The organism is Dickeya sp. MK7, from assembly GCF_000406305.1.
Lineage (GTDB): Bacteria > Pseudomonadota > Gammaproteobacteria > Enterobacterales > Enterobacteriaceae > Dickeya > Dickeya fangzhongdai.
In genome coordinates, this window is record NZ_CM001984.1 from 2,268,160 (window position 1) to 2,287,572 (window position 19,413).

At 56.5% G+C, this 19,413-nt stretch carries 16 protein-coding genes; 9 read left to right on the forward strand and 7 right to left on the reverse strand.

All coding sequences use genetic code 11. The features are described 5' to 3' along the window. Positions 1-11: 11 nt before the first annotated feature. Positions 12-4,079: a DUF4157 domain-containing protein gene (locus tag DXXMK7_RS22315; protein WP_082202648.1), complete on the forward strand. Its 4,068-nt coding sequence runs from the start codon at positions 12-14 to the stop codon at positions 4,077-4,079. Positions 4,080-4,163: 84 nt separating this feature from the next. On the opposite strand, the gene argS is transcribed toward DXXMK7_RS22315, so the two are convergent. Further along, positions 4,164-5,894: an arginine--tRNA ligase gene (gene argS, locus DXXMK7_RS09870; RefSeq protein WP_038918927.1), complete on the reverse strand. Its 1,731-nt coding sequence runs from the start codon at positions 5,892-5,894 to the stop codon at positions 4,164-4,166. 702 nt (positions 5,895-6,596) lie between these two features. Here argS and DXXMK7_RS09875 point away from each other — a divergent pair. The 3 genes from DXXMK7_RS09875 to DXXMK7_RS09885 all read left to right on the forward strand — a co-directional run bounded on the left by DXXMK7_RS09875 (position 6,597) and on the right by DXXMK7_RS09885 (position 8,722). Continuing rightward, positions 6,597-7,169, forward strand: a complete 573-nt coding sequence (locus DXXMK7_RS09875; RefSeq protein WP_038918928.1) for a VOC family protein — start codon at positions 6,597-6,599, stop codon at positions 7,167-7,169. A gap of 203 nt (positions 7,170-7,372) precedes the next feature. Further along, on the forward strand, positions 7,373-8,137 hold the full coding sequence (cutC, locus tag DXXMK7_RS09880; RefSeq protein WP_038918929.1) for a copper homeostasis protein CutC: 765 nt from the start codon (positions 7,373-7,375) through the stop codon (positions 8,135-8,137). Between the two features lie 288 nt (positions 8,138-8,425). Beyond that, positions 8,426-8,722, forward strand: coding sequence for a hypothetical protein (locus DXXMK7_RS09885; RefSeq protein WP_038918930.1), 297 nt, complete (start codon positions 8,426-8,428; stop codon positions 8,720-8,722). A gap of 97 nt (positions 8,723-8,819) precedes the next feature. Here DXXMK7_RS09885 and cmoB read toward each other — a convergent pair whose 3' ends face one another. From cmoB to DXXMK7_RS09905, 4 genes are all read right to left on the reverse strand, one after another. After that, entirely contained in the window at positions 8,820-9,791 is a 972-nt protein-coding gene (gene cmoB, locus DXXMK7_RS09890) for a tRNA 5-methoxyuridine(34)/uridine 5-oxyacetic acid(34) synthase CmoB (protein ID WP_038659072.1), read from the reverse strand. Beyond that, complete coding sequence (gene cmoA / locus DXXMK7_RS09895; RefSeq protein ID WP_038918932.1) at positions 9,788-10,531, reverse strand: carboxy-S-adenosyl-L-methionine synthase CmoA; 744 nt, start codon at positions 10,529-10,531, stop codon at positions 9,788-9,790. Before cmoA ends, cmoB begins: the two co-directional genes overlap by 4 nt. 123 nt (positions 10,532-10,654) lie before the next feature. Further along, positions 10,655-11,050: an MAPEG family protein gene (locus DXXMK7_RS09900; RefSeq protein WP_038659066.1), complete on the reverse strand. Its 396-nt coding sequence runs from the start codon at positions 11,048-11,050 to the stop codon at positions 10,655-10,657. 180 nt (positions 11,051-11,230) lie between these two features. Next, positions 11,231-12,046 (reverse strand): DUF72 domain-containing protein, encoded by an 816-nt coding sequence (locus DXXMK7_RS09905; RefSeq protein WP_038918933.1) that lies wholly within the window; start codon positions 12,044-12,046, stop codon positions 11,231-11,233. A gap of 328 nt (positions 12,047-12,374) precedes the next feature. Here DXXMK7_RS09905 and aspS point away from each other — a divergent pair, with 328 nt between their 5' ends. The 4 genes from aspS to ruvC all read left to right on the forward strand — a co-directional run bounded on the left by aspS (position 12,375) and on the right by ruvC (position 16,058). Beyond that, the gene (aspS, locus tag DXXMK7_RS09910) at positions 12,375-14,165 is read left to right on the forward strand and encodes an aspartate--tRNA ligase (protein ID WP_038918934.1); all 1,791 of its coding nucleotides are present in this window, start codon (positions 12,375-12,377) and stop codon (positions 14,163-14,165) included. 1 nt (position 14,166) lies between these two features. Further along, complete coding sequence (gene nudB, locus DXXMK7_RS09915; RefSeq protein ID WP_038659057.1) at positions 14,167-14,610, forward strand: dihydroneopterin triphosphate diphosphatase; 444 nt, start codon at positions 14,167-14,169, stop codon at positions 14,608-14,610. Positions 14,611-14,752: 142 nt separating this feature from the next. Further along, positions 14,753-15,496: a YebC/PmpR family DNA-binding transcriptional regulator gene (locus tag DXXMK7_RS09920; RefSeq protein ID WP_038918936.1), complete on the forward strand. Its 744-nt coding sequence runs from the start codon at positions 14,753-14,755 to the stop codon at positions 15,494-15,496. Between the two features lie 40 nt (positions 15,497-15,536). Then, positions 15,537-16,058 carry a crossover junction endodeoxyribonuclease RuvC gene (gene ruvC / locus DXXMK7_RS09925; RefSeq protein WP_038659051.1) on the forward strand — a complete coding sequence of 174 codons (522 nt, stop codon included), beginning with the start codon at positions 15,537-15,539 and terminating at the stop codon, positions 16,056-16,058. A 118-nt stretch (positions 16,059-16,176) separates the two neighbouring features. Here the strand turns inward: ruvC and DXXMK7_RS09930 are convergent, their stop codons facing one another. Continuing rightward, positions 16,177-17,139 carry a sugar-binding transcriptional regulator gene (locus DXXMK7_RS09930; RefSeq protein ID WP_038918937.1) on the reverse strand — a complete coding sequence of 321 codons (963 nt, stop codon included), beginning with the start codon at positions 17,137-17,139 and terminating at the stop codon, positions 16,177-16,179. Positions 17,140-17,329: 190 nt separating this feature from the next. Next, complete coding sequence (locus DXXMK7_RS09935) at positions 17,330-18,115, reverse strand: triose-phosphate isomerase (RefSeq protein ID WP_038918938.1); 786 nt, start codon at positions 18,113-18,115, stop codon at positions 17,330-17,332. A gap of 245 nt (positions 18,116-18,360) precedes the next feature. Here DXXMK7_RS09935 and pdxA point away from each other — a divergent pair, with 245 nt between their 5' ends. Beyond that, positions 18,361-19,386: a 4-hydroxythreonine-4-phosphate dehydrogenase PdxA gene (gene pdxA / locus DXXMK7_RS09940; RefSeq protein WP_038918940.1), complete on the forward strand. Its 1,026-nt coding sequence runs from the start codon at positions 18,361-18,363 to the stop codon at positions 19,384-19,386. Positions 19,387-19,413: the final 27 nt, after the last annotated feature.

Below are 19,413 nucleotides of genomic sequence, written 5' to 3' on the forward strand. Positions count from 1 at the left end.
AGTGCAACGACATGGCTGACTTTAATTCCGCATCGCGGCAGCAACGCCACCACACCCAGTCCGTCACGCAGCGTAAGCCGCGTCGGGGAGGCGCGGCGTTGCCGGATAATCGTCAGTTGGCGCCGTCAGCGGGACAAACCGGTCTGCCGTCATCGTTGAAGTCAGGGATGGAGCAGCTATCCGGGCAATCGCTGGATCACGTTCGGGTGCACTATAACTCGGATAAACCGGCGCGCTACGGCGCGCATGCCTATGCGCAGGGCGCCGATATTCATCTCGCGCCAGGGCAATCGCACCATCTGCCGCATGAACTGGGTCATGTGGTGCAACAGGCACAGGGGCGGGTGCGCGCCACGACGCAACTGCATGGCGCAGGCATCAATGATGATCCGGCGCTGGAGGCCGAGGCGACCCGCATGGGGCAACAGGCGCAGCAGATGTCGACCGCGGCGCCGCTGACCGGGGAACCCGGTTTAGCAACGTCGCCCGCCGTGCCGATGCAGCGTTATGCCTGGCCGGATTCCCATCAGGCGATACAGCGCAGCATCGTGTCCGATTTCACTTTTTCTCTGCTGAAAACCCATCTGCTGCCGCTGGGCCTGAACAACATATTGCTGTTTGCCGATGCTCAGGCGCTGAAGATGCTGTCGCATTACGAGTCGTTTGGAAAAATCATCGATAAGGCGACCTCGTTCAGCAACGCGCTCAGTACCGCCATCGGCATCTGGGAAGCGCTGCCGGCGCCGGTGAGAACCGGTATCTTGTTTCTGGCCGGCAAGGTGGCGAGCTACCTGCCGAGTCAACGGGCGGTCAGCTTTAGCCACAGCTTGCTGGTGGCTGCCGATGAAGGGGCGTCTACCCATGTGCTGTTGCAGGTGGTGGATATCCTCAAGATCGCCATTAACGCGGCCAGCCATCCGATCAGCAGCGCGGTCAAATTCGGTCAGTACCTCTACGCCAACTGGTGGCAGGGGCCGGGCGCTGAAAGCGCACCGACATCAACGACAGGCAAGCAAGGAAAAACAACATCGCCGGATGAACAGAAAAAAGCGATCGCCAGCCTGGATTTGCACATCATCTGGCTGAAGGTCGGCTCCGTAAAACTGAAAAATACCCAGCAGGAGAGCGACGGAAAAACGACGCAGGGCGGGCTGCACGCCGGGTTTTCACTCGGCTATCGGCTGTTTGATCATGAAGGATCGCTGGGGCAGAACGGCAAGCTGACGCTGATCCTGCCGTGGGAGGGCGGGGCGATTCTGGAATCGCAGGAAAGCATCAACCTGATCAAGGAAATCGTGTTCGGCAGCGATTTGTTTGTAGTACGCCAGTTGGATATGACGTCGCTGTCGGTCAGCAATGAAGGGCTGCAACAGCTGGGCTTTTTCCTGAAGGAGTTTTCCATCGGCAATCGCACGGTGCTGGCGGAGGACATACGGGCCAGGTACCAGAAAAATATCGGGATGACCTTTTCCGCCTACGCCGGCATTGGTCTGTATGGCTGGAATGCGGGCGCGCATTTGATGTTGGAGCTTGATGAAACAGGGCATTTTAAGTCGGGCAGTATGGATGACTTTCATGAAAGCAAAGGCGTCGTCACCATCAAGCAGGCGGCCATCAGCAAAACGAACGGGCTAAGCCTCACCGACGCCGAACTGAATCTACAACCGCTGACCGGACTGGATATCCGGGGGATGATCGCAAGCTTAACGGTGAATAATAAAGCGGTAACCGGTGAAGGTTCGATCGTCGGGCAGCGGATCCCGTTGCTTGGCGATCGGGTCATGCTGGAAAAAGTGCAGGGTGAGTTGCGCGCCGGTACTGACGAATGGGAGGCGGCGGCCAGCGCCACCCTCAACATACTGTTTTCCGAAGTGAAGGCCGGCGGTACGGCGAGTATTCGCTACAACAGCCGCGAGAAGAAAACGCACATCGTGCTCAGTAACGGGCACTTCGAGGCGGATTATCAGGCCTTTCACCTGAAAGCCAGCGAGCTGGGTTACGACCATGACCAGCGACGCTTCACCATGAAACAGGCGGCATTGCGTATCAAAGCCATCGATGTTGAAGGCGAGGTGAATGATGTCAGCATTGATAGCAACGGCGTGAATTTCTCTTCCGCCATTGTGCGCGGTCCGCAGAAGCTGGCGCTGTTTTCCGGGTTTACGCTGGAGCAACTGCAATTCCTGATCGGAGAGAACGGCAAATCGATGACGTTGACCAGCGATGCGGCGCTCAAGCTGGCTAAAGTCACCGGCAGCGCGAAACAGCTGCGCTTTGGCATAGATGCTAATGGGATTAAAGGGTCCGTTGCTTCCGCTAGTGTAGAAACGTCGCTGTTTTCGTTGGGGATCAAAGACGCGCAGATCAACCGCGACGGTTTGCACGTCGACGAAGCGGACCTGACGCTGTTGCCGAACCGGCCGGCCAGCGACGATAAAAACATGACGGAGTTTATTCCCGGTTTCGACACCGGGATCATGGATTTTCTGCCGCTAGATTTGATGACATTCACGGTTTTCGATATTGATCTGACGCAGAAGGGGCTGAGCGTAAAACGTGTCCAGTTGAATCTGAAGAAACTGCGTTTCTCGGCGTTTGGCGCGTCGGCGATGTTGGATCCGGAGCAGATGTTCGGCGAGGTCGGTTACGAGAAACAGCTGTCGCTGGAGAGCCTGGCCGCCGGATTGCCGCTCAAGGTTGAGATAATATTTCCGGTTTTCCCGGGGCTGGAGGTCTATGGCTCGCTGGAAGCGAAAGCCAATCTGGATATCAATATTTTACTGAACGCGAAGGGCAAGGACGGTATATGGGCCGTCGGCAAACATGCCAATTTTAGCGGCGCGATCGGCCTGCGCGCCGAACTGGGGGTGAATGCGGGTTCTCAACTGCTGCTGGCGCTCAGCGCCGGGGCTTTCGCCGAAGGCAAGGCCATGCTGCACAGTCAGGTGAACCTGGGGGGGCAGGCCCGGTTCGATCGTGATGCGCGCCAGTTCAAGACGATCGAACCGCTGATGATTGATTATCGCTTCAAGCCGGAAGCGGTGGCGTCCATTGGGGTGGTGGTAAAGGCCAAAGCATTGTATTTCTTTAATAAGACTATCTTTGAATATACCGCCGCCGAGTGGCGCATGGGGAATTACGAGCTGGTGGGTAAAATCGGCAGCACGAAAGACGCGATGGCGCCGGAAAAGCCGGAAACACTGGGAATAGGGAAAAAAGCCAACCCGCCGGAATACCGCGCCATTAAAGGAGCGGAAGCGAAGACCCTGCTGCAAGGGAATCAGCCGATTGCCGGCAGCGGCGACGAGCGAATGCGTATTTTGCGTGATGAACGTAAGACCATAGAAAAATACCTGCAAAAACTGAAACAGCGCAGCCTGAGCGCAGGAAATAAAAGGAAAACGCTGGAAACGAAATATGTGGAGCTGCTGCAGCGTAAAAGTCAGTACCACCGGGCGTTGGTGGGAAAATTTAATGATGAACAGGCCAATCGCCAGCTTGCTGAATTCAACAAAAAATATGGCATCGAGATGTTGCAAAACCAGTATGCCGAACTGGTTGATGAAGAACATAAGCTGATGCAAGGCATTGAAGCCAATATAGAGAAGTTGCGATCGTTGTCGCATGTTGATGGCGCTATGTTGGAAAAACAGGGATTGACGTCATCGCTTGAGGCGGTTGAAGACAGCAAGAATCACATCAAACAACTGCATCTTCCCGATTCCCAGGCGTTCGGTAAATCACTTGCCGAGGCCAGCGATGGGCTGACGGCCGCGATAGACAAAGACGCGGTGGTGATGGCCGGCATCAATCGCGTGATGGGGTATAACGAATTTATTCACCAATCCACCACCCATGAGCTGTTAATGGTCACGACCCGCAAGAACATCGTTCCGGTTGATACGGCGCTGGCGAGTTTTCATCAGCAAAAATCCCAGGCGAGTGTGGAAGCGTTGCTGCGTGCGATCGGTACTTATCTGACGAACAACAGCCGCAGCAAACGCACGCCGATAGTCATGCTATTGCAAAATCAGGCAAAAGCGGCGCTGGAGAGTTTCAAATCAGCCAGTGTGCAATGAGCCGGACTGCGCGCAGGTTGGAAGGCATGCGTGATGATATCGAAAGGCCCCTTCCCATGACGGGAAGGGGAGGCGCGACAGAAATTACATCTTCTCGACGGTCTGGATGCCGAGCGTATCCAGGCCGGTTTTCAGCGTTTTGGCGGTCAGCAGCGCCAGTTTGAGGCGGCTTTGGCGTGCGCTGTCGCTGTCGGCGTTGAGGATCGGGCAGTTTTCGTAAAAACCGGAGAACAGCCCGGCCAGATCGTACAGGTAAGCGCACATCACATGCGGCGTACCGTCGCGGGCCACCGTGGTAACGGTTTCTTCGAACTGCAGCAGGCGGGTCGCCAGCGCTTGTTCATGCTCGGCGGTCAGCGCAATCGGCTGGTTCAGACTGGCTTCTTCCACCCCGGCGCGTTTGAAGATCGACGAGACGCGGGTGTAGGCATACTGCATATAGGGCGCGGTGTTGCCTTCAAACGCCAGCATGTTATCCCAGTCGAAGATATAGTCGGTGGTGCGGTTTTTCGACAGGTCGGCGTATTTGACCGCGCCTACCGATACCACCTGCGCCAGTTGCTCCAGTTCGCCGCGCTCCATCTCCGGGTTTTTGCCGGCAATCAGCGTCAGCGCGCGTTCGTAGGCTTCGTCCAGCAGTTCGGACAGCTTGATAGTGCCGCCGGCGCGGGTTTTAAACGGCTTGCCGTCTTTACCCAGCATCATGCCGAACATGTGGTGTTCCAGGCTGACGGATTCCGGCACGTAACCGGCTTTACGCACGATGCTCCAGGCTTGCATCAGGTGTTGATGCTGGCGGGAGTCGATATAGTACAGCACACGGTTGGCGCCCAGTTTTTCATAACGGTATTTGGCGCAGGCGATATCGGTGGTGGTATAAAGGTAGCCGCCATCCTTTTTCTGGATGATGACGCCCATCGCTTCGCCTTCTTTGTTTTTGTACTCGTCCAGATAGACCACGATGGCGCCTTCGCTTTCCACCGCCAGCCCTTTGGCTTTCAGGTCGGCGACGATTTCCGGCAGCATGGCGTTATAGAGGCTTTCGCCCATGACGTCATTTGGGGTCAGCGACACGTTCAGACGATCATAGCTATGCTGGTTCTGGATCATGGTGATGTCCACCAGCTTGCGCCACATCGAACGGCAATATTCGTCGCCGCTTTGCAATTTTACTACGTAACCGCGGGCGCGCTCGGCGAAGACGGCATCGTCATCGTAGTGTTTTTTCGCTTCACGGTAGAACGCTTCCAGATCCGCCAGTTCCAGATCGCTGGTGTTGTCGTTTTGCACATCTTCCAGATGAGCAATCAGCATACCGAACTGGGTACCCCAGTCACCGACGTGGTTGGCGCGAATAACGTTATGACCGAGGAATTCCAGGGTACGTACGGCGGCATCGCCAATGATGGTCGAGCGCAGGTTGCCGACGTGCATCTCTTTGGCTACGTTGGGAGCCGAGTAGTCAACGACGATAGTTTGCGGCTCAACCGCAGCGACACCCAGTTTCGGGGCGGTCAGCGCGTGTTCCAGTTGGCCGGATAGCCACTGGGGATCGAGGAATATATTGATGAAACCGGGACCGGCAATTTCCGTTTTGGCTGCAATGCCATCCAGCTGCAGCGTTTGTACTACTTTCTCGGCAAGCTGGCGCGGGGGCATGCCCAGTTTCTTGGCGGCCGCCATGATGCCATTTGCCTGATAATCACCAAATTGCGCTTTTGCTGACTGGCGAACCATTGCTTCGCTGTCAGCGGGCGCGCCCGCCGCAATCATTGCCTGATGGACTTTTTCTGAAAGAAGAGCCTGAATATTCACCGGTTTACCCTAAATGACGAATCAAGCCTTTCTTTATACCATATTTGGGTTGTGTAGTCAGCAGAGCACCATGACAAGCGCCCCTGGCGGGGCGTCAATAAAAATAAAACAAAGCATCCGATAATGCGGCGAGATGTCTGCTGCCATTATCGATAATAAAATTTAAGGTGAAAGGCGCGGCTTTCCGGCAAGCCTGAATAGCGGAAGGGGAGTATTAATAAAAAATTTAACGTCGTTTGTGTCGACGGTCCGTGCTCAGTCGCGTGCTCTGCATCGTTTTAAAATGACGGAACAGTGAATAACCGGCAATGACAACTAGCATAGAGAAGGTTATTAGCAACATGGTAAATGCCCTTTGGTCATTTAGTGGAGGTTGGGTAGTTTCGAAGTTATCCGTTTTTTGTTTATTTCTCAATGTTACAGAGAATATTTAAGAATACTCTCATCGGGTTTTTAAATTCATTAAAAATCAATACATTGTAATTTTTATTATATTTCTGTCATTTTGTTAACAGTATTTGTTGTTATTATTCTTTGATTGAAATGAAGTTTGTCCACCGTTGCAAATAATGGCATGAAAAGACAAGAAAGTCGGGCTAATGCCAGCACGGTATGATACCAAAGTCGCAAAAAGATGGAGGTTATTTCTGTCTATGTTAAATTAGACTGGATAAACTATTTATTTAGGTTAATGAGGAAATAATGACCGCTTTGTTACCGTCGACGCTTCCCCCCTCCTTATTGAATGACCTTTCCCGTTTTGAAACTGAACTTCAGCAACTCGCACAGCAGCTCGAACTTGACCTTGCCGCGTTTGACGCCGACCACATTTCTCTGCGCTGTCATCAGAACAGTACGGCGGAGCAATGGCGTACGGCGTTGCTGGCCTGTGGGTCGTTGCTGTCGGAAAACATGATCAACGGCCGGCCTATCTGTCTGTTTATCCTTCATCAACCGTTAACGGTAGGGCCGTGGCAGATTGATTGCGTGGAACTGCCGTGGCCGGGGAATCAGCATTATCCGCACGAAGGGTGGGAGCACGTGGAGCTGGTATTGCCCGGCGACCCGGCTACCTTACATCCCCGTGCGCTGGCCTGTCTGCCGGACGCGGCTCTGACCACTCCCGGCATTAAACTGAAATTCAGCCATCCTCAGGGTGAACATGAACGCCTGCCCAATCCGACGCTGGCGGTGACTAACGGACGGGTCACGCTGAAATTTCATCCCTACCGTATTCAGGAGATCGTAGCCAGCGAACAGTCGGCCGGTCAGTAGGTTAGCTCGCGGTCATTTAAATTGTGTGGCGTGTCATATTCCACGCGCAAATCCTGTCGCCAGTGTGACACGCCTCTCTCCGCCGCTGGCAAGGGGATGCCAGTATTAGGCGTGTATCATGCCGGCATAGGGTGATGAGCGGGCAATTCTTTCGGAAATGCGTTGTGTTTCCGGTTTCGTTATTTTTTGCAAGGGAGGCGGATATGCCAATGCTGGAGGTCTGCTGTTATAGCCTTGATTGCGCACTGACGGCACAGCAGGCGGGGGCGGATCGGATAGAACTCTGCGCCGCGCAACGTGAGGGCGGCCTGACGCCCGGGTATGGCGTATTGCGACAGGCGCGGGAAACGCTTGCCATTCCGGTGCACCCGATGGTGCGGCCGCGTGGAGGGGATTTTTGTTACAGTCATCAGGAATTTACGGCGATGCTGTATGACATCGATCAGATCAGGTCGATGGGGTTTCCAGGATTGGTAGTGGGGATTCTGGATGAAGAAGGCCATATTGATATGGCGCGTATGCGGCAGGTTATGGCGCGGTGCGAAGGGCTGGCGGTCACGTTCCATCGGGCGTTCGACATGTGCCTGAATCCGCGTCTGGCGCTGAATCAACTGGCGGATTTGGGCGTCGCCCGCGTTCTGACTTCCGGCCAGCAGCAAAGCGCCGAAAATGGGTTAACGTTGTTACGGGAACTTAATGCGGCCAGTTGCGGTCCTATTATTATGGCGGGCGCGGGCGTCAGGCTGACCAACCTGCATAAATTCCGCGCCTGTGGTATTCAGGAATTGCACACCTCGGCAGGCCAATGGTTGCCATCGCCGATGCGTTATCGCAAATTGGGTGTCACGCTCTGTTCCGAAACTGAAATGGATGAATTCCAGCACTACTGTGTTGATGGCGATGTTGTGGCGGCCATGAAAAACGCCTTGAGCCCGGAACCGGCTCCCTCTGCGACATCCGCCTCCTAGACTGTGCCTGCATGAGGCGTTGGCACCGTCTGGCATATCCCGATGCCCTTTGCCGCGCAGCATTCCCCTTATCGGTCTGCTTGCGAGTACCAGGCCCCGACGCCTTGTCGGGGCTTTTTTTCTGCCATGGTAACGGCGGTCGAACGACCGCTTCATCACTCACTGTACGCTATAGTTGTTATACGTCAGCTGCTGTACGTCGCGGTTATTACCGGACTGAATGTGATCACGCCCAGAAAATGTGTTGAATTGTTATACGTTTATCTTTTATCGCCCTGAGCCGGTGATATGCTGCCTGTTATCCCAACAGCCAAAAGGAATCCTGTTATGCGTGGAATCGTTGTGCATCATGAGCATCGCATTGGTTTCATCGTTATCCGCGATCCGGAAGACGGATTTATTGTCGCTAAGTTGCTGGACATTTATGAAGTGGAAAGGGGAGATGCGATAACCGGCGATTTCCAGACCGTCGGCAATACGACGCTTTTTAATGAAACCAACAATCAGGATATCAACGTCGAGATCCAAAATACCGATATGACCGAGGATGCGGCCATCGAGCTGATCGTTAAAAACCGCAACTGATGGTCCGTATTAAGGATGATTGGGGCGGCGGTCGGCGCTGGTCTGCGATCGACGGATGCGCCGCGCCGCCCTGATATTGGCGATGAGCCGTTCCCGCTTAGGGTTTGCGCGCTACCAGCACCGCCCGTAACGGCGCCGGATAGCCTTCAAGGGTTTTGCTGCGATCGTCCGGGTCGAGAAAATCCGCCAGCGAAGCCGTGCGCATCCAGCTAGTGCGACGTTGTTCTTCCAGCGTCGTGACGCACTGGTCTACCACGCGAATATCGACAAAACCGCATTTCTCCAGCCAGCGCGCGAGCGCGGCGGATGAGGGCAGAAAATAGACGTTACGCATCTGGGCATAACGCTCGCCCGGCAGCAGAACGCAGTGCTCGTCGCCTTCCACCACCAGTGTTTCCAGCACCAGTTCCCCGCCGGAAACCAGTTGATTCTTGAGTTGCCACAGATGGTCGAGCGGAGAGCGCCGGTGATACAGCACGCCCATTGAGAACACGGTATCAAACGCGGCCAGCGCCGGAAGTTGTTCAATGCCCAGCGGCAGCAGGTGGGCGCGCTGGTCGTTGCCCAGCAGCTTGCGCACCGATTCGAACTGGCACAGGAACAGTTGCATCGGGTCGATGCCGACCGCCAGACGAGCGCCGGCGCCGATCATGCGCCATAGGTGGTAACCGCTGCCGCAGCCGACATCCAGAATCAGCCGATCCTGCAACGGGCTGAGATGCGGGAACACCCGATCCCATTTCCAGTCGGAACGCCATTCGGTGTCGATGTCGACGCCATAGAGTGAAAACGGCCCTTTGCGCCAGGGCATCAGGTTACGCAGCAGACTCTCAATGCCCGACTGCTGGCCGGCTGACAGCGGCGTATTCATCTGGGCAGTGACGCCGTGGACCAGATCGAGCTGCTCTGGCGTCAGCGTCGGCAGGTGTTCCACGGTATTAACCCAGTGTTTGAATTCGCCGTGCAGCGATTCCTGCTGCCATTGGCTGATCTGAGCCGGAAGCGTATTAAGCCAGTGGCTGAGCGGACCTTTAGCGATCAACTGATAGAAATTGCCGAAATCGATCATGAACCTTGCTCCGCTTTCAACGCCAGCAGGGAACCGAAGTTAAAACACTGGAACCACACGTCGCTGTGGCTGAAGCCGGCTTCGCGCAACCGCGCTTTGTGTGTTTCCACCGAGTCGGTGAGCATGACGTTTTCCAGCATGCTGCGTTTCTGGCTGATTTCCAGTTCGCTGTACCCGTTGGCGCGTTTGAAATCCAGATGCATGTTGAACAGCAATTCGCCTATCGGCGCATCGGCAAAACTGAATTTTTCCGACAGCACCAGCGCGCCGCCGGGGCGCAACCCCTGCCAGATTCGTTTTAGCAAGGTCAGCCGGCTAGCTGGCGGAATAAACTGCAGCGTGAAATTGAGCACCACCAGCGAGGCGTTTTCAATATCGGTGTCCAGAATGTCCGCTTCACGAACGTCGACGGGCGTATCGGCGCGAAAAGCCTCGATATGGCGGCGGCAGCGGGCCACCATTGCCGACGAGTTATCGACGGCGATGATTCGGCAACCGGGCACGCGGATATTGCGGCGCATCGACAAGGTGGCGGCGCCCAGCGAACAACCGAGATCGTAGACCTGGGTGTCCGCCTGCACAAAGCGCTCCGCCAGCATGCCGATCATGGAAATAATATTCGAATAGCCAGGAACGGAGCGCTGAATCATGTCCGGAAACACTTCAGCAACGCGTTCATCAAACGTCCAGTCGCCCAGGTTGGCGATGGGCGCGGAAAAAAGCATATCGCGGTTTGACATAGCAGGGAAAATGCATACTAGGGAAGAACAGGGGCGCATTCTAGCAGAAAGATGGGACAAAGATGTATGAGAGAAAGACGGTAAGGCGCCGTCAGCAGGCCTTACCGTGGATACCCGGCGGGATTAACGCAGGGTAAATACCAGATCCCAGGGCAGGTAGTAGAGGTTGAACAGAATCATCAGCAGCAATGAAACATAGGTGGCCGCCATACCGGAGCGCCGCCAGTTCAACTCACGGTGACGCAGGCCGTAGTAGTGACATAACCGCCCGAGCAACAACATAATTCCGCACAGATGAATCATCGCGTTCATCGCCCCATTCATCTCCATCAGCACCAACAGCAGGCCGCCGATAGGGATGTATTCCACCGCGTTGCCGTGGACGCGAATGGCGGTTTGCAACTCGTAAAAACCGCCGTCGCCGTAGGCCACCCGGTACTGCATTCGCAGTTTCACCACATCAACCGACAATTTAACTAACAACAATGCGCTGAGCACCACATAAAGCGCGCTTACCATTTTTTACTCCATTGCCTGACCAGAAGCGGCAGACGCTATCATAACGTGTCTGTCGCCGACCTGTCGCCTGCATAACGCGAAGATATTGTAGGTGAAATTGGCGGATATCAAACGCTATTAATAAGAAACTGTGATAAAAGCCGACGGCGATGTTTGCCCGGCGTTTTTCAACATAACGCCCTAAAACAGCGACGACTGCTGCGGCCAGTCCGGGCAGGGCGGCATGCCGGAAATTACCGCACTCAGATGCGGCCATAGCCGTTGCGCCAGTTCCGGCGCGCTGGCCGTACCGGCCGTGTGGATGAACAGGTAGGGGGAATGCGTTTGCCACTCCGCCAGTTTGGCGAGCCAGGGCATGAACCAGCGCAGGTTATCATCCGGATCTTCATTGCCGATAAACCGGATCAGCGGTTCTTCGGCGGTGCGCACCACATGCAACGGCACCTTCGGCTTTTTGCGCTGGGCGTCCCGCAGCGCGTCGCTGGTGGGGGCGGCATGATGCACCGGCCGGCTATCCATGATCACCCGGTTGAGTCCGCGCTGGTGCAACCCCTGATTAAGCTGGCGTTCTTCATCGCCTTTGGCGAAAAACAGCGGATGGCGGACTTCCACGCCATAACGGAATCCTCCTGCCGGCAAGGCGTCTATAAACTGCCACAGCGTGTCTGTCTGGTCTGGCCCAAAGGCAGACGGCAACTGTAGCCACAACTGTCCCAGCCGGTGGTGAATGGGTTCCAGACAACGGAAAAACTCCGCCACCTGTTGCTGGCAATGGCGCAATCCGGCCTGATGACTGATGGCGGAAGGAAACTTGAAGCAGAATCGGAAATCGTCATGCGTCATATCGCGCCAGCGCAACACGGACTCCGCCGACGGCAGCGCATAAAAGGTGGTGTTTCCCTCCACGCAGTTGAAGTGGCGGGCATAATCCGCCAGATCGCGCAGGCCCAGCCGGTTCCAGCCGGGGTGCTGCCACTGCGGTAAGCCGATATACATAAATCCTTGTCCCGATAGGTTTCTCTGCGAGTGAACGTCCTGAAACAGCCGGTCGCCATGACGGCTGATGTAACAGGGTTTTAGCATAATACCCCGCAATTGTGTAACCGACAGGCAAAAGCACGGCAAAAAGCAAAAAAGAGTATGCGGGGCGGCCCGCAGACCGCTACCATCGTACTTATCGTTGTGGGGAAATTCCTTTATAATGCTCCCCTTTTTTCATTGGACTGTAATCCAGAAAAACCATGCCGACCGGTTCACAGACCTTGTGTCGCCGCCAATTGGCGTATGAAACAGGGCGCCGGCGGCGGTGTAAAAGGACATCGTAATGCGTACTGAATATTGCGGGCTGTTGAATTCGTCCCATGTGGGCCAGGAAGTAACGTTGTGCGGCTGGGTCAATCGCCGCCGCGATCTGGGTGGGCTGATTTTTATTGATATGCGTGACCGCGAAGGTCTGGTGCAGGTGTTCTTCGACCCGGATCGTCAGGAGGCCTTCACTCTGGCTTCCGAATTGCGCAACGAGTTCTGCATCCAACTGACCGGTGTGGTGCGCGCCCGTCCGGACAATCAGGTCAACAAAGAGATGGCGACCGGCGAAGTGGAAGTGCTGGCGACCGCGCTGACCATCATCAACCGGGCCGAACCGCTGCCGCTGGATGCCAACCAAACCAACAGCGAAGAAGCGCGCCTGAAGTACCGTTACCTTGACCTGCGTCGTCCGGAAATGGCTCAGCGCCTGAAAACCCGCGCCCGCATCACCAGCTTTGTGCGCCGCTTCATGGACAGCCACGGCTTCCTTGATATCGAAACTCCGATGCTGACCAAAGCCACGCCGGAAGGCGCCCGTGACTATCTGGTGCCGAGCCGTGTGCATAAAGGCAAATTCTACGCGCTGCCGCAGTCGCCGCAGTTGTTCAAGCAGTTGCTGATGATGTCCGGCTTTGACCGTTACTATCAGATCGTCAAATGCTTCCGCGACGAAGACCTGCGTGCCGACCGCCAGCCGGAATTTACCCAGATCGACGTGGAAACCTCCTTCATGACCGCGCCGCAGGTGCGTCAAGTGATGGAAAAACTGGTGCGCGAGCTGTGGCTGGAAATCCACGGTGTGGATCTGGGCGATTTCCCGATCATGACGTTTGCTGAAGCCATGCGTCGCTTCGGCTCCGACAAACCGGACCTGCGCAACCCGCTGGAACTGGTGGACGTGGCCGATCTGCTCAAAGACGTGGACTTCAAAGTCTTCTCCGGTCCGGCCAACGATCCGAAAGGCCGCGTTGCCGCTATTCGCGTACCGGGCGGCGCACAGCTGAGCCGCAAACAGATTGACGAATACGCCAAATTTATCGAAATCTACGGCGCCAAAGGGTTGGCTTACATCAAGGTTAACGAGAAAGCCAACGGCCTGGAAGGTATTCAGAGCCCGGTCGCCAAGTTCCTGAACGACGGTATTCTGACAGCGTTGCTGGAGCGTACCGCGGCGGAAGACGGCGACATCCTGTTCTTCGGCGCCGACAGCGCCAAAGTGGTGACGGACGCGCTGGGCGCACTGCGCCTGAAACTGGGTCGCGACCTGAAAATCACCAACGAAAACAGCTGGCAGCCGCTGTGGGTCATCGACTTCCCGATGTTCGAGGATGACGGCGAAGGCGGCCTGGCCGCGATGCACCACCCGTTCACCGCGCCGCGCGATATGTCGCCGACAGAGCTGGAAGCCAACCCGACGGCCGCTATCGCCAACGCTTACGACATGGTGTTGAACGGTTACGAAGTCGGCGGCGGTTCGGTGCGTATCCACCGTAGCGAAATGCAACAGACGGTATTCCGCATTCTCGGCATTGACGAGCGGCAGCAGCGCGAAAAATTCGGCTTCCTGCTGGATGCGCTGAAGTTCGGCACCCCGCCGCACGCCGGTCTGGCTTTCGGCCTCGACCGTCTGGTGATGCTGCTGACCGGCACCGACAATATTCGCGACGTGATAGCGTTCCCGAAAACCACCGCAGCCGCCTGCCTGATGACCGAAGCGCCGAGCTTCGCCAACCCGTCGGCACTGGATGAACTCTCCATCGCGGTGGTGGGTAAGGGCAAAGCCGCGCAGGATGCAGAGAACCAGTAAGATGAACTATAAGCGACCCGTTTCGGTGCTGGTGGTGATTTATGCCCGGAATACCGGACGGGTGCTCATGCTTCAGCGGCGCGATGATCCGGATTTCTGGCAGTCGGTCACCGGCAGCCTGGAGGAGGATGAAAGCGCGCGATGTGCCGCACAGCGTGAAGTGAAAGAAGAAGTTAACATCGACATCGCTGCCGAGGCGCTGACGCTGGTTGACTGTCAACGCAGTGTGGAGTTCGAGCTTTTTGCTCATTTGAGACGTCGCTATGCCCCTGGCGTCACGCATAACCTGGAACACTGGTTTTGCCTGGCGTTACCTGATGAACGCCCGGTGGAGATCAGTGAACATCTGGCTTATCAGTGGCTGGGTGCGCCCGATGCGGCGCGGTTGACCAAATCCTGGAGCAACCGGCAGGCGATTGAAGAATTTGTTATTTGTCCAGCCTAGCCTGATAGATTTCGCGTTGCGGCAAAACGGCGACCGAGCGAATCCCGGCGCTTACCCGCGTAAGTGTCCGGGGGAACGAGGGCGCTAACGCCGCGGCGGCGCGAAAGATAAAGGGAACAACAGGCTTTTTTCGGAGATTTTTATGGCAGGTCATAGTAAGTGGGCCAACACTAAGCATCGCAAAGCAGCACAGGACGCCAAACGCGGCAAGATTTTTACCAAGATTATCCGCGAACTGGTTACCGCGGCCCGTCTGGGCGGCGGCGATCCCGGCTCCAACCCCCGCCTGCGTGCTGCCATCGATAAAGCGCTGTCCAACAACATGACGCGCGACACCCTGAACCGGGCGATTGCGCGCGGCGTGGGCGGCGATGACGACGCCAACATGGAAACCATCATTTATGAAGGCTACGGCCCGGGCGGCACCGCGGTGATGGTAGAGTGTCTGAGCGACAACCGTAATCGTACCGTGTCCGAAGTTCGTCATGCTTTCACTAAATGCGGCGGCAACCTGGGAACCGACGGTTCCGTGTCCTACCTGTTCACCAAAAAAGGCGTGATTTCCTATGCGCCGGGTCTGGATGAAGATACGGTGATGGATGCGGCGCTGGAAGCCGGCGCTGACGACGTGGTGTCCTATGACGATGGCGCGATCGACGTGTTTACGCCGTGGGAAATTTTCGGTCAGGTAAAAGACGCGCTGGACGCGGCCGGTCTGGTGGCCGAATCGGCCGAAGTGTCGATGATTCCGTCCACCAAAGCGGACATGGACGCTGACACCGCACCGAAACTGATGCGTCTTATCGACATGCTGGAAGACTGCGACGACGTGCAGGAGGTTTACCACAACGGTGAGATCTCCGACGAGGTAGCGGCACTGCTGTAATGGCAGTTTTCCTTGCTAAACAGGCGACCGGGGGAGAACGATGAGTATTATTCTCGGCATCGACCCCGGTTCCCGCGTCACCGGTTATGGCATTGTCCGCCAGCAAGGCCGGCAGATCAGCTATCTGGGTAGCGGTTGCATCCGCACCGCGGTGGATGATCTGCCCACTCGCCTCAAGCTGATTTATGCCGGCGTCAGTGAAATCATCACCCAGTTTCAGCCCGATTATTTCGCTATCGAGCAGGTTTTTATGGCTCGCAATGCTGACTCGGCGTTGAAGCTGGGGCAGGCGCGCGGCGCGGCGATCGTCGCGGCGGTGAACCAGTCGTTGCCGGTGTTTGAATACGCCGCACGACAGGTGAAACAAACGGTGGTCGGCACCGGTGCGGCAGAAAAAAGCCAGGTGCAACACATGGTGAAAACGCTGCTCAAATTGCCCGCCAGCCCGCAGGCCGACGCCGCCGATGCACTGGCGATTGCCATTACGCATTGTCATTTCAGCCAGAATTTGTCGCGCATCAGCCATGACAAACTGACGCTGGCGCGTGGTCGGCTGCGTTGACGGCCAGTTTCCCTCGCTATTCACTCTGCACCGTGGGCACCGCTCGTCAAGTGAGGGGCGAGGCCCGATAATCGGTTTCCCATCGGCCGCCATGCGCGGCCGCTTTTCCATCCGGGCGCTATTTCGCCTGTTCCAGATTCAGCACCGTGCGGGCATTGCTGGCGCTGGTGGCAATCACATCGATAATCCCGGAGCGTAAGGCCGCCAGTATCGCCGTAGCCTTGGTATTCTCGGCGGCGATGGCGATGACGCAGGGAATTTTGCGCAGTTGCTCCGGGCTGAGCCCAATCACCCGGTCATTCATCACGGTGTCCACCGGCGTACCCTGCATATCGAGGAAGGAGTAACCGGCAATGTCGCCCACCACCCCCTGTTCCTGACGCGCGGTGATGATCTCCTGCGAGGTAAACCAGCCCAGTTGCACCATGAAACTGTTTTCATTCATATCCCCCAACCCCACCAGCGCGATGTCCGCTTTGCTTGCGCGTTCCAGCGTTTCGCTAATCAACCGATTCTGCATGAAGGCGGCTTTCATCGCCGGGTTTTCCACATAGGCCGGGGCGTACAGGGTTTCGCTGCTGGCGTTGAACTTGCGCGCCAGATGACGGCTGATGTGGTCGGCGTCGATCAGTTCGCCGTCGCGTTTGGTGCCGCCGATGCCGCAGATGAATTTGCACTGCCGTTCGGGAAAAACGCCGACATGGCTGGCGACGGCGGCGACGTTGCGGCCTTGTCCCACCGCGATGGTCATGCCGTTTTTGATAATGCTCGACAGATAGGTGGAAACCAGCGACGCCACCTGCTGACGCTGTTCCTCTTCATCATGATGGTCGAGGGCGATCAGCGCGCGTTTGATGCCGAAACTCCGGATGAACTGCTGTTCAATCTGCGAACTGAAAACCGGATGGTAGCGCACATTGATTTCGACGATACCTTCCGCGCGCGCGCGTTTCAGCAGGCGCCCCACCTTGATGCGGGAGATGCCGAAACGGCTGGCGATCTCCTCTTGCGTCTGTTCGTTTTCGTAATAGGCGACGGCAATTTCCGTCAGTAGTTCGCTGTCTGAATCGAATTCACTCATGGATTAACTCGCCATTGTGTGGTTGCAAAGAGGCTCCTGGCCATGTCTCGTCATTATTCCGTCGCCGGCCGGTTGCGAAATGGGCCGGCGTGCGGGAGCCTGCTGGCTGAATGTGGGCTACCGGCCCCCCGCGGGCGACGAAAATTGAAAATGACGCCTGTGCAGCGCCAACTGCGGCTCGGCGGTGTTCTTAGCGATCCAGTAACGTCGCGACGCCGTGTACCAACCGACAAAAATCCTCGGCGTCCCATGCCGACCGGCCGATGAATAATCCATCGATATCAGGGCATTGGATCAGTTCGGGGCTATTATGCTGATTTACGCTGCCACCGTACAGCAACGTCACGTTTTCCGCGGTGGCGGCGCCGTAAGCGTCCGCCAGCGCCTGCCGTAGGGCGCGATGGATAGCCTGCGCTTCGCCGGCCGTCGCCGGGGTACCGCCGTCGCCGATCGCCCACACGGGTTCATACGCGATGATCACCTGTTCAACCTGCGCGCGCTCCAGCCCGGCCAGGGCGATTTTCATCTGGCGCACGACGGTTTCGGTAGAGACTCCCCAGCCTTTTTCCTGCGCGCTGTCGCCGACACACACCAGCGGCCGTAGCTGATAGCGTAGCGCGGCCTGCACTTTTTTCCGAATATTCGCGTCACTTTCAGCAAAGTCGCGGCGTCGCTCCGAATGGCCCAGCTCTACCAGCGCGGCGCCGCAGTCGCGCACCATGACCGGTGAGATTTCCCCGGTCCAGGCGCCCGCGTCGGCATAGTGCATGTTCTGGGCGCCGGTCAGGCAGTTGACGCCGTGCTGGCGCAACCGTTCGGTCACCTCCCGGATCAGCGTAAAAGGGGGGATGACGAACGGCTGGATGCGGGGGCCGGCGGCGGCATTGAGCCGGGCGGCCAGCACATCGCAATAGGCTTTGGCGTCGTCCAGGGTTTTGTTCATTTTCCAACTGGTGCCCAGCATCAGGTTTCTCATTAATCACTCCCGTTATCACTATTCGCCTGAGGTGAGGGTAACAAAAGTCTCCACGCTGTTACTTATAATCATGACTAAAACAAATGTTCGATCACACATTTCCCCAGTCAAGGATATTTCTGTATAAAACGTGACCTTATTCAAGGTTATTTGTTTTCCTTACCGTAAACTGCCACCTAACAAAAGTTATTTAAGTGAACATATGAACATTTGGTTGTTCTGGCCATGTGAAAAAGGTGAAAAATATGTCGGTTGAGAAAAAACCTGTGGTTGATAGAAAGCCTGTTGTAGCCCTTACCATCGGTGACCCGGCGGGCATCGGCCCGGAAATCTCCGTCGCCACCATGATGAATCAAACGGTGTATGAGGAGTGCCGGCCGTTCCTGATTGGTTCAGTGCCCATCATCCGGCGGGCGATGGCAATCTGGAACTGCGACTTCGCCATCAACGTGATTCACTCGCTGGCCGAAGCCCGCTTCACCTGGGGAACGCTGGACGTGCTGGAAACCGGCGACTACGACTGCGACGGCATTGTCTGGGGGAAAGTGCAGAAGCAGGCCGGCCAGATGTCGCTGGATTACGTGATGAAATCCATTACGCTGGGGATGGCCGGCGAGATTGACGTGGTATCTACCGCGCCTATCCATAAGGAAGCCATCAAGCTGGCGGGCTGCAAGCTGCCCGGCCACACCGAAATCTATCAGGTGGAAACCGGCTCCGATTACGGCCTGACCATGTTCCACGTGCAGAAACTGCGCGTGTTCTTCGTCAGCCGTCACATGGCGCTGAAAGACGCGTGCGACTACGCCAATAAGGAACGGGTGCTGGCCTGCGTACAACAGATTCACCACGAATTCACCGCGCTGAATATCAAGCAGCCGCGCATTGCGGTCGCGGCGCTCAATCCCCACGCCTCCGACAACGGGCTGTTCGGACGCGAGGAGAAAGACAACCTCATTCCAGCAGTACAGGCGGCGCAGGCGCTGGGGATCAACGCTATCGGGCCGGTTCCGGCCGACTCGGTTTTCCACCTGGGCAAACTGGGGCATTACGACGCGATCCTTTCTCTCTACCACGATCAGGGGCATATCGCCTGCAAAACGCTGGACTTCGAGCGCTCGGTCACCATCACCTTCGGCCTGCCGTTTATGCGCAGTTCCGTAGACCACGGCACGGCGTTTGATATTGCCGGGACCGGCAAGGCCGGCACCGTCAGCATGCTGGAGTCCACCCTGGTGGCGGCCCGCTATTGGAAGATGAAACACCGATAACCGCAGGTACGTACCCGCGAGCCGGGT